We start from the raw sequence: 11,587 nt of genomic DNA, 5'->3' as shown, positions 1-11,587 counted from the left end.
AATGAAACTGTTCATACTCAAATCATCACTGTTCAGGATACAACGCCTCCTACTTTTGTAGAAGAACTTCCTGGTGATCTAACTGTAGAATGTAACGATATCCCAACAGCAGTGATATTAACTGCTACTGATAGCTGTGGAGATGCAAGCGTAACTTTCTCTGAATCAACTCAAAATGTAATTTGTACTAATACCTATACATTAGTAAGAACTTGGGTAGCAACTGATGAATGTGGAAATTCAACTTCATATTCTCAAATAATTACAGTTCAAGACACTATGGCCCCTGTTTTTGTAGAAAACTTACCTGCTGATGAAACAGCAGAATGTAGTTCAATTCCAGCGGCTGCTACCTTAACTGCAACAGATAGTTGTGGAAATGCAGTAGTAACTTTAACAGAAACTGTTGAACAAGGAGATTGTGCAGGAGAATCAATTATTACAAGAACTTGGGTTGCAGTTGACGATTGTCAAAATGCTGTTTCACATACTCAAATTATTTTGGTTCAAGACACAACCGGTCCTATTTCTTCAGAATTTGAAGAAAGCATTTCTGTAAATTGTGATGCAATTCCTGAAGCACCTGAATTAACTTTTTCTGACTTATGTTCAGCTGTTGGGGAACCAACATTCACAGAGGAAACAATAAATGAAACACCAACATCTTATACTATTGTAAGAACTTGGGAAGTTTCAGATAGTTGTGGAAATCCTTCAACATTTATTCAAACTATTAATGTTTCAATTCAAAATAATTTAACTAGAATTGATACTGAATCATGTATTGGAGATATAACAACTGTTAATTTAGATGAATTACTTCCTGACGGAACAACCGGAGGTGTTTGGGTTGATGTAAACAACACAGGAGCTTTAAATGGAAATATTTTCAGTCCGAATGAAGTTTCTTCAATTGGAAATTATATCTTGCAGTATGAAATTACTGAAGGTGATTGTCCAAGAGTATATGAAGTTACAATGAATGTAAACGATGACTGTCTTGTATTCCCATGTGATGCGATTGTTATTCACAACGCTTTTTCACCAAATGGAGACGCATTGAATCAGTATTTCTCAATTGAAAATATTGAAAATACTGAGTGTTATACAAGTAACACTGTTGAAATCTATAACCGTTGGGGCGTGTTAGTCTATGAAGTAGAAAATTATAACAACAATGATAGACGATTTGAAGGAATTTCAGAAGGTAGAGCCACTCTAAACAAAAATGCAGAGCTACCAACAGGAACATATTTCTATATCATTAATTATACTACTCCAGAAGGAAATGTTGAAAACAAATCCGGATATTTATACCTAACAAGATAAAATTAAACTCCTGAGGGTCACCCCGCCCTCAGGTTTCTAAAAAAGAAACAAAATGAGAACAAAATTTTTATTTATCGCTTTGATGTTTACAGGTTTTGCGGCACTTGCACAACAAGACGCACAGTACACGCAATACATGTACAACACAATCAACGTGAATCCGGCCTACGCGGGATCAAGAGGAGTAATGAGCATTTTTGGATTGCACAGAACCCAATGGGTTGGATTAGATGGTGCTCCGGTTACAAATGCTGCCTCGATTAACACACCAATCAACAATAGTAATCTTGGAGTTGGTCTTTCATTCGTAAATGACAAAATCGGTCCTACTAATGAAAATGCAATATCTGCTGATGTATCCTATACGGTTCAAACCTCAGAAACTTTCAAACTTTCTTTTGGTGTAAAAGGAACAGCTAATTTATTTAATCTAGATGTAAACAAATTAAACCCTCAAGATGCAGGTGATCCGCAATTTCAAAATTTGGACAACAAGTTTACTCCAAATATTGGAGCAGGAGTTTATTTTCACTCAGACAAAATGTATGTTGGGCTTTCTGTTCCAAACTTTTTTGAAACAAAACGTTATAGCGACAACGATGTGGCTATCAATGCTGAGCGAATGAACTTCTATCTTATTGCCGGTTATGTATTTGATTTGACTTATAACCTAAAATTCAAACCTGCATTATTAACCAAAGCCGTAGAAGGTGCTCCATTGCAAGTGGATGTTTCTGCCAATTTCTTATATAATGATAAGTTTATGTTAGGAGCTGCTTGGCGTTGGGATGCTGCCGTGAGTGCCATGGCTGGTTTCCAAGTTACAGACGGGCTTTTCATTGGTTATGGTTATGATCATGAAACTACCCGATTAAGACGATTTAATTCAGGTTCGCATGAGATTTTCTTACGCTTTGAATTATTCACAAAACACAATAAAATTGTATCACCTAGATTCTTCTAATAAAGCAACAGTCATGAAAATTAAATTTATATACATCGCCTTGTTTAGTTTTATTGCTGTAAATGTTTACTCGCAAAAAGCAGGTGAACGAAAAGCTACTAAAAACTATGACAAATTCGCTTACATAGATGCTATTAAAACCTATGAACGAATTGCAGAAAAAGGGTATAAAACACCTGATATGTTGCAAAAAATAGGGAATGCCTATTATTTTAATGCCGACTTAGTGAACGCAGAAAAATGGTATGGAGAACTTTTTGCAATGTCCCAAGACGTGGAACCTGAATACTATTTCCGTTACGCACAATCATTAAAAACGGTTGGAAATTATGCCAAAGCTGATGAAATGATGGCAAAATTCAACGAGAAAAGCGGAAACGATAAACGTGGTCTTTTAGCAAAAGAACAAAAAGATTACCGCGAAGCCATCAAAAAGAATTCAGGTCGTTATGACATTGAAGATGCAGGAATCAATTCTGAATACTCAGATTACGGACCGGCATTCTTTATGGACAAAGTGGTTTTTACCTCCACCCGTGATACCGGAAACTTTTCTAAAAGAAAACACACATGGACAGATCAATACTTTTCTAATTTATATGGTGCTGATTTGAGTGCAGAAGGTGCTCTTTCCAACACCGATAGATATGGCAAAAAATTGAATTCTAAATTCCATGAATCAACTCCGGCTTTTACAAAAGATGGCAAAACTGTTTATTTTACCCGAAATAATTATTTAAATGGTAAAAAAGGAAAAGATGCCAACAAAGTCACTTTATTAAAAATTTATAAAGCTACTTTGGTGGATGAAAAATGGACAGACATTAAAGAACTTCCATTTAACAGCGACAGTTATCAAGTGGCTCATCCTTCTTTGAGTGCAGATGAAAAAACTTTGTACTTTGCTTCTGATATGCCAGGAACAAAAGGTTTATCTGATATTTTTAAAGTTGATATTTTAGCCCCAGATTCCTATGGAACTCCTGTGAATTTAGCTGATATTAATACCGAAGGTCGCGAAACATTTCCATTTATTACTTCAGATAACGAACTGTATTTTGCTTCAGACGGTCATCCCGGATTAGGTGGTTTGGATATTTTTGTGTCTAAATTAGAAACTGATGGAACATTCAAACAAGTACACAATATTGGAGAACCAGCAAATAGTCCGCATGATGATTTTGCATTGATTATCAACAAAGCCAACAAAAGAGGATTTTTATCTTCTAACCGTCCAAACGGAGTTGGTAATGATGATATTTATAAATTCCTTGAAACAAAAGAATTGCAATTTGATTGCGAACAATTGTTGGCTGGAATTGTAACCGATGAAGAAACCGGAGCCATTTTACCAAATACAAAACTGACTTTGTTTGATGAGAATTTCAATAAGTTAAAAGAAACTATCTCAGGTCCGGATGGTCGTTATGACTTTGGTGAAGTGGAATGTGAGAAAAAATATTACGTTCGTGCAGAACAACCGGAATATACCACAAAAGAAGTACCTGTGATTATAGGAAAAGAAAGTGGCACAACTGAACTTCCGATTGAATTGGAAAAAGCAGTGAAAAGCATTCCAATTGGTGGCGATTTAGCGGATGTATTTGGAATCAACCTAATCTATTTTGATTTAGATAAATGGAACATCAGACCGGATGCTGCAATTGATATTGCTAAAATCTTAGATGTATTGAATGAATATCCAAATATGAAAATCGATATTCGTTCGCACACCGATAGTCGTCAAACGCATCGTTACAACGAAGTGTTGTCTGACAGAAGAGCAAAATCTACTCGTGATTGGTTAATCAAAAACGGTATTGCTGCAGATCGTTTAACTGCTAAAGGATACGGAGAAACACAATTGGTAAACAAATGTGCTGATGGTGTAGAATGTACCGAAGCCGAACACCAATTGAACAGAAGAAGCCAATTCATTATTACTGCTTTATAAATACTTGTTAATTTAAATTACATTACGAAAACATCCCGTTAGATTTAACGGGATGTTTTTTTATACGACTGTTTTGTCATTAAATTAATTAAGAACTCATTCGCATTATTAACCTGATAATAGCAATAATGACGATAATTCCCCACAGAATATTTTTCCATCCTAAACCGGACTCTTCAGTTACTTCATTTGAAAAACTTTCTTGTTGACGAAGTGATTTATCCATTTCTTTTTCTGAAGGTTTAAATTCAGGGCAAGAATCAACAAAGGTTGGTTTTTGAAGTGTTAGTCCGCACACTAAGCCTTCTGCGGAATATTTTTGGTTTTCGCAAAGTTTACAAAATTTCAATCGTTGATCCATAGCTGTAATTTTAAAATTTTTCAAATATAATTTAAAATCAATAACTTATGATTGTGTAAAGAAATTTAGAATGATTATAATCAAATTGCTTTTGTGCACGGAGGTGCGTGAGGGATTGAAGTGGGAAGCCCGGAACAAAAAAACACCAATTTTCTCAGGCCAAAAAAGCGACCAAAGGAAGCTCTTTTTTGGGTTTAAGAAAATGGTGTTTTTTGTGATCCCGATAGCTATCGGGATGTAACGACAAGCCCGACCCTTGTGGGCACGCCCATATTATTTTTAAAGCTTATTTTTCGATTTCGCGAAGATTTTCCATTTTTTTCATCGCCAAGAATCCTTTGATGTCTTCAAAATGTTCTTTGACGCGTTTGTTGCCAAATTCAAAGACTTTGGTCGCCAAGCCGTCGAGGAAATCACGGTCGTGGGAAACGAGGATCAATGTGCCGTCAAAATCCCGTAACGCATCTTTGATGATGTCTTTGGTTTTCATATCTAAGTGGTTGGAAGGCTCATCGAGAATGAGCAAATTCACCGGTTCGAGCAACAATTTTATCATTGCCAAACGAGTTTTTTCGCCACCGGAAAGTACTTTTACTTTTTTGGTGATGTCGTCGCCGTGGAACATAAATGCTCCCAAAATATTTTTGATTTGCGTTCGAACGTCGCCCACCGCAATGTCGTCGATAGTTTCAAAAATGGTTGCATTTTCGTCTAATAATGACGCTTGATTTTGTGCAAAATAACCAATTTGTGCGTTGTGACCGATTTCTACGCTTCCGCCGTTGATTTCAATTTCTTTCATGATAGCTTTGATCATGGTTGATTTTCCTTCGCCATTTTTACCGACGAAAGCAACTTTGTCTCCTCTTTCGATGACGATGTTGGCATCTTTAAAAATCAGTTTGTCGCCATACGATTTTTCTAAATCTTTTACGATTACCGGATATTGACCGGAACGAATGGCCGGTGGGAATTTTAATTTTAATGCCGATGTATCGACCTCATCGACTTGCACCAAAACGAGTTTTTCAAGCATTTTTACACGGGATTGAACGGCATCGGTTTTAGAAAAAGTTCCTTTGAAACGATCGATAAACGTTTGGTTATCGGCAATCATTTTTTGTTGTTCGTCGTAGGCTTTTTGCTGATGAATTCGTCTGTCTTTTCTAAGTTCTAAGTAATGAGTGTATTTTGCTTTGTAGTCATAAATGCGTCCCATTGTGACTTCAATAGTTCGATTGGTGATGTTATCCACAAACGCTCTATCGTGCGAAATGACCACAACTGCTTTGGCTGAATTGATTAAAAAATCTTCTAACCACTGAATACTTTCGATGTCCATGTGGTTGGTTGGCTCATCGAGAAGAATCAAATCGGGTTTGCGAAGAAGGATTTTGGCTAACTCAATTCGCATTCGCCAACCTCCTGAAAATTCGGAGGTCTGACGTGTGAAATCGGTTCTTTCAAATCCTAGTCCGGTTAATATTTTTTCTACTTCGGCTTCGTAATTGATTTCTTCAATGGCATAAAATTTCTCGCTTAAGTCGGAAACTTTTTCGATTAATTTCATATACTCATCACTTTCATAATCGGTTCTAATCGTTAATTGCTCATTGATTTCGTCGATTTCAGATTTCATTTTGAAGATTTCTCCAAATGCTTTTGACGCTTCTTCCATCACAGTTGAACCATCTTGCGTTAACAAATGCTGTGGCAAATAGGCAACTACGGCATCTTTTGGTGCAGAAACATTTCCGGTTGACGGTTTACTTTCGCCTGCAATTATCTTTAAAAGTGTGGATTTTCCGGCACCGTTTTTTCCCATCAAGGCAATTTTATCGTTTTCGTTGATGGCAAAAGAAACATCGCTGAACAAAGTGGTTCCGCCAAAGTGAACGGAGATATCGTTTACTGTAATCATTGTGGATTATTCGATTGTTAGATTATTTGATTATTCGAATGCTCGAATTTTTTTCAAGGTGCAAAGATAATCGATTTGTGGAATCTTGAAGTTTGAAAATGATAATTAGTATGACAATTATTTTTGGTATTGCTAAAATGCGTCAACAATTGTTGAAAAATAGCTAATTCGTTTGCCAATGAAATCAAAATCAAGCGTAAACCCTATTTTTTTAATTAATTTTGCTACCTCAATCAGCCAATAAACCTATGCCTTTATTTGACTACAGTTTTCTCGGGAAGATTATTCCGCAACAAAAGCATAAAAAAAGCTATCGGAAAGCGAAACAAACGTATTTGAACAGAATTCGTTTGGCGATGTCTTTTTTCTATTTTGGAATGGGATTTTGTTTTGCTTCTTGGGCGAGTAGAATTCCGGATATTAAATCGTTTTTGAATTTGAGCGAAGGAGAATTGGGTACGATTTTATTTGCTCTCCCAATTGGTCAATTAACAGCGATGCCTTTTTCAGGAAAATTAGTTACCCGCTTTGGAAGTAGAAAAGTATTGCTATTTTCTTTAATTCTGTATGCATTTTGCTTAACAAATATTGGATTGGCAGAAGAAACGTGGCAATTGGCTTTAGGTTTGTATTTATTTGGAATTTGCGGAAATTTCAGTAACATTTCCATCAATACGCAAGGCGTTTATACGGAACAAGTTTTCGGAAAACCTATTATGGGTTCTTTTCATGGATCGTGGAGTTTAGCCGGATTTTGCGGAGCTTTGGTTGGATTGGTGATGTTGGCTTTTAAACTTACTCCCTATCAACATTTCATCATCGTGTTTGCAATTGTTGGTTTAATCGTTTTTATCAATTATCGGTTTTTGATTAAAGTGAAAGCGGTTAAAAAGGAAATTGACATTGCAAAACCTAAATTTAAAATGCCTGACAAGTCGTTGATTTGGCTTGGCGTAATTGGTTTTTGTTGTATGGCAAGTGAAGGAATTATGTTTGATTGGAGCGGTGTTTATTTTAAAGATATTGTCAAGGCACCAGGAGCTTTAGTGATTTTAGGTTATACTTCGTTTATGATAACAATGGCTTCCGGACGATTTTTGAGTGATATTTTAGTTCGTAAATACGGTGCAAAAAATATTCTAATTGTGAGTGGTATAACTATTTCGTTGGGATTGTATACTGCTGTTGTTTTTCCGTTTTTGATTCCGAGTACGATTGCATTTATGATGGTTGGCTTTGGTGTTTCAAATGTTATTCCCATCATTTATAGTGCGGCAGGAAGAAATACAACGATTCCAACCGGAGAAGCGTTGACAATTGTAACCGGAATTAGTTTCTTAGGATTTTTGATTGGACCGCCAGTTATTGGTCACATTGCTGAACTCACCAGCTTGCGGTATTCGTTTGGTTTTATTGGAATTTTTGGCGTTTTTATTTCGGTTTTGACTTATTATTTGAAGATTTTTAGGTGATTACTCTTTGCCTTTCAGTATGATAGGGTTTTGACGAGTATCAAAAATTTGAAGAATTCTAATTTCAGATTCAGATTGAATTTTATAGATTATCTTATAATTTCTTACGACAATTCTTCTGTAAGGCTCACCAAGAATTTCGTCAACTTGATATTGTTGTGTAAACTTTATGTTCTTTGTATTTGTAACAATATCGTTAATGACATTTTTTGCTCCTTGTGGCGATTTTAATTTTATGAAATCATAAATTAATTTTAAATCAGTTTTTGCATTATTATCCCAAATAATTCTAATTTGACTCTGCATCTTCTACCAATTCTCAATTTCTTTTTCTAAATCTTCCATTGTGGTATATTTTCCCGAGGATATTCTTTCATCAGCTTCATTGACCATATTGATGTATTCTTGCTTATCAATTGGATAACCACTGACGGTATGAGCAACAACTTCATTATCTATTATTGATTTAAAAGCAATTAATTTTTTTAGCTTACTTTCATCTTTAAGATGAAGCAACCAATCTAAAAGTTCCGATTTTTTTGCAGCTAAATCCATACTAATCAATTTAATAACAAATATACAAATTTAAATACTCATTCTAAATTTCTCAACAACTTCCGTCACTTTACCATAATATTTTTCGTCAATAAATAATTCTACGGCTAAATCCAAGTTGCCAAAACCACCCAAACGAGCGGATTGAATGTTGTCTTTTTGGAGTACTTCTACCCCTATTTCTTCTATTTTTTCTTTTAATGCGGAAGCTAAAATTTGACTTCCGGAAAATATTTTCATCATTCCCATAGTATTCGGTTTTAAGGTTTAAAAGTTGCGGGTTGCGGGTTGCGGGTTTTTTCGGTTAACTAATCTGCTTCGAAGAAGACGGGTTCTATCATTATTTTATCGGCTAATACTTCAACTCTTTCAGTAATCGTTGAACAAAAGAAAACCCGTTGTGTTTTTTCTACGCTTAATGAAAGTCGGAGAATGATGGCATCCATTCGGTTTCTAAACATCACTTCGGCATCATCCACTACAAACATTTTGATGGTATTCATATTAAATCCCGCAGATGAAAACATATCATTAATTTTAGTTGGTGTTCCAATTAACACATCCATTCCTAACGAGATTTGGTTTTTATCATAATCAATATCACCTTTTTCGTGAACGCCAATGACTCTTAAATCAAGGAAATCACCAAACTTTTCAAATAAATCAACCATTTCGGTTACTTTATCTCTGTTTTCTACTACGATTAAGGCTCGTGTGCTTTCACCGACAGCTTTTTCCAATCGTTGAATAACATTCAGCACCAAAGTCGTCGTTTTACCACTTCCGCCAGGAGATTGAATAACTGCATCTGCCCCACTTTTTAAAGTAGAAAACGTTTCTTGTTGAATTTCATTCGCTTCAGTTAAACCCAATTCGATAAGGGCTTGTTGAAGTTTTGGGTTTATTTTTTTTAATTGCATATTTTAAAAGGTGATGGGTGATGGGTAAATGGTGATGGGTGATGGGATTTCCTTTCACCTATTACTAATTACCTTTTACCATTTTTATTTACTAGCAAACATCTTCACATCATTCTCCGAAATTTCACTTCCGCCAAGAATAATCAAACGTTCTACCACGTTGCGAAGTTCGCGAATATTTCCGGTCCAATCGTATTCTTGCAATAATTTAATTGCATTGGCTGAAAATTGTTTGGCCGTATTTCCTTGTTCTTCCGAAATTTTGTTTGCAAAATGTTCAATCAATAACGGAATGTCATCTCTTCTTTGGTTTAAAGCCGGAACTTTAATTAAAATCACCGCCAAACGATGGTACAAATCTTCCCGAAAACGACCTTCGGTAATTTCTTTTTGTAAATCTTTATTTGTTGCGGCAATCACACGAACATTGACTTTTATATCTTTATCAGCACCAACTCGTTGTACCAAATTTTCTTGCAAAGCACGTAGAACTTTAGCTTGTGCGGCTAAACTCATGTCGCCAATTTCATCCAAAAAAATCGTTCCGCCATCAGCTGCTTCAAATTTTCCGGCACGGTCTTTCACGGCTGAAGTAAAGGCTCCTTTCACGTGTCCGAATAATTCACTTTCGATTAATTCAGACGGAATGGCAGCACAATTCACTTCCACAATTGGATAAGCCGCACGTTCGCTTTTTTCGTGCAATTGATGAGCCACCAACTCTTTCCCTGTTCCGTTTGGACCGGTAATAAGCACACGAGCATCGGTTGGAGCCACTTTTTCAATCATTTCTTTGATGTGATTAATCGGTTCCGATTGACCAATCATCTCATAATTTTTGCTGACTTTTTTCTTTAAAATTTTATTTTCAACCACCAATTGTTTTCGGTCTAATGCATTTCGAACCGTATTCAACAATCGATTTAAATCCGGTGGTTTTGAGATATAATCAAACGCTCCCAATCGCATTGTATTGACAGCCGTTTCCAAATCGCCGTGACCGGAAATCATCACCATCGGAATTTCGGGCTTTATTTTTTTAACGGCTTCAAGCACTTCTACCCCATCCATTTTGGGCATTTTGATGTCGCAAAGCACTAAATCGTAGTCTTCGTTTTTAATTTTTTCAACACCGGAAAGTCCGTCTTCAGCTTCTTCCACTTGATAGGTGTCATTTTCTTCCGAAAGAATTTTGGTTAACACTCTTCGGATGGCTGCTTCGTCTTCAATAATTAATATTTTTGGCATAATTCTAATTTTATATTTTTTAATCCACCAATGTCACTTCGTTGTGCGGAAGAATGATCATTGGAAATTTTCCTTCGTAAACAAATTCATTCGTAAAATAATTTCTAAACATTTTATCCGAAAAATTTCTTGCTCCTTTTTGAATCACTAATAGTTTGTTGGTATGATCTTCGGAACATTCAATCGTTTCTTTTAATTTTTCCTTATCGGAAATTACTCTATAAGTCACTTCAAATTCCATATTTTTAGGATGGTGCACTTTATCCAAAATATCTCGGGAAAGCAATTGATTATCCGAATTATTTGAAATCGTAAACAAATTTACTTTTTCCAAATTAGGAAAAAATTCAATCGTTTTATTCAGAGCATCAAAGTTAAAGTTTTCCGTGTTACTGATTCCAACAAAAAACTCTTCTATATCAAACTTTGATTCTCTAAAGGGTAACGCAAAAACAGTGGAATTAATATTATCTGTAATTTGCGTAGCAATACTTCCTATTAAATGTTTTTTGATGTAACTCGTTCCTTTCAATCCAACAAAAATATAATCTTCATATTTCGGATTTTTGAGCTGCTCATACAATTGATTAATCTTTTCTTCCGAAACCAAAAACTCCACGTTTTCAGCAGGAAAATCTTCTTTCGCAATTTCCTTTAATTTGATTAATGCTTCGGTTTTATCTTTTCTGATGGCAATTAATCGCTCAGTAGCATCCATTATTTTAGGAAGAAAACTGTTCGATTGATGCACCAAACAAAATTTAATATCTTGATTATTAGCAATTTTTAACGCATTTTGTATGAGCGAATGACTCAATTCTGTAGTTTCTACAAAAATAATAAAACGTTTTTTCAATATAATT

The 11,587-nt window shown here is 35.4% G+C and carries 11 protein-coding genes; 4 read left to right on the top strand and 7 right to left on the bottom strand.

Annotated features, from left to right (window positions below):
* From B4N66_RS10595 to B4N66_RS10585, 3 genes are all read left to right on the top strand, one after another.
* Nucleotides 1–1,329: gliding motility-associated C-terminal domain-containing protein (locus B4N66_RS10595; protein WP_291094650.1), on the top strand; the 1,329-nt coding region annotated here is incomplete at its 5' end.
* 52 nt (nucleotides 1,330–1,381) lie between these two features.
* The gene (locus B4N66_RS10590) at nucleotides 1,382–2,293 is read left to right on the top strand and encodes a PorP/SprF family type IX secretion system membrane protein (protein WP_291094649.1); all 912 of its coding nucleotides are present in this window, start codon (nucleotides 1,382–1,384) and stop codon (nucleotides 2,291–2,293) included.
* A 13-nt stretch (nucleotides 2,294–2,306) separates the two neighbouring features.
* Entirely contained in the window at nucleotides 2,307–4,247 is a 1,941-nt protein-coding gene (locus B4N66_RS10585) for an OmpA family protein (RefSeq protein ID WP_291094648.1), read from the top strand.
* Nucleotides 4,248–4,335: 88 nt separating this feature from the next.
* Here the strand turns inward: B4N66_RS10585 and B4N66_RS10580 are convergent, their stop codons facing one another.
* Together B4N66_RS10580 and B4N66_RS10575 are read right to left on the bottom strand one after the other, a co-directional pair.
* Entirely contained in the window at nucleotides 4,336–4,608 is a 273-nt protein-coding gene (locus tag B4N66_RS10580; protein ID WP_291094647.1) for a hypothetical protein, read from the bottom strand.
* A 286-nt stretch (nucleotides 4,609–4,894) separates the two neighbouring features.
* A complete protein-coding gene (locus B4N66_RS10575; RefSeq protein ID WP_248434354.1) occupies nucleotides 4,895–6,529 on the bottom strand; it encodes an ABC-F family ATP-binding cassette domain-containing protein in 1,635 nt (544 codons plus the stop codon).
* Nucleotides 6,530–6,777: 248 nt separating this feature from the next.
* Here B4N66_RS10575 and B4N66_RS10570 point away from each other — a divergent pair, with 248 nt between their 5' ends.
* On the top strand, nucleotides 6,778–8,001 hold the full coding sequence (locus tag B4N66_RS10570; RefSeq protein ID WP_291094646.1) for an MFS transporter: 1,224 nt from the start codon (nucleotides 6,778–6,780) through the stop codon (nucleotides 7,999–8,001).
* Here B4N66_RS10570 and B4N66_RS10565 read toward each other — a convergent pair whose 3' ends face one another.
* The 5 genes from B4N66_RS10565 to B4N66_RS10545 form a co-directional block, all read right to left on the bottom strand.
* Nucleotides 8,002–8,307: a type II toxin-antitoxin system RelE/ParE family toxin gene (locus B4N66_RS10565; RefSeq protein WP_291094645.1), complete on the bottom strand. Its 306-nt coding sequence runs from the start codon at nucleotides 8,305–8,307 to the stop codon at nucleotides 8,002–8,004.
* Nucleotides 8,308–8,310: 3 nt separating this feature from the next.
* Nucleotides 8,311–8,556 carry a hypothetical protein gene (locus B4N66_RS10560; RefSeq protein ID WP_291094644.1) on the bottom strand — a complete coding sequence of 82 codons (246 nt, stop codon included), beginning with the start codon at nucleotides 8,554–8,556 and terminating at the stop codon, nucleotides 8,311–8,313.
* 30 nt (nucleotides 8,557–8,586) lie between these two features.
* Complete coding sequence (locus B4N66_RS10555; RefSeq protein WP_112086990.1) at nucleotides 8,587–8,805, bottom strand: putative signal transducing protein; 219 nt, start codon at nucleotides 8,803–8,805, stop codon at nucleotides 8,587–8,589.
* 59 nt (nucleotides 8,806–8,864) lie between these two features.
* On the bottom strand, nucleotides 8,865–9,476 hold the full coding sequence (locus B4N66_RS10550) for a DEAD/DEAH box helicase (RefSeq protein WP_248434358.1): 612 nt from the start codon (nucleotides 9,474–9,476) through the stop codon (nucleotides 8,865–8,867).
* Nucleotides 9,477–9,560: 84 nt separating this feature from the next.
* On the bottom strand, nucleotides 9,561–10,724 hold the full coding sequence (locus B4N66_RS10545; protein ID WP_291094641.1) for a sigma-54-dependent transcriptional regulator: 1,164 nt from the start codon (nucleotides 10,722–10,724) through the stop codon (nucleotides 9,561–9,563).
* Nucleotides 10,725–11,587: the final 863 nt, after the last annotated feature.

Origin of the sequence: Flavobacterium sp. UBA2787, from assembly GCA_002352205.1 — a bacterium.
Taxonomy (GTDB): domain Bacteria; phylum Bacteroidota; class Bacteroidia; order Flavobacteriales; family Flavobacteriaceae; genus Flavobacterium.
Note: the sequence above shows the minus strand (reverse complement) of the source record. Positions and strands in the feature narration are given on the sequence as shown.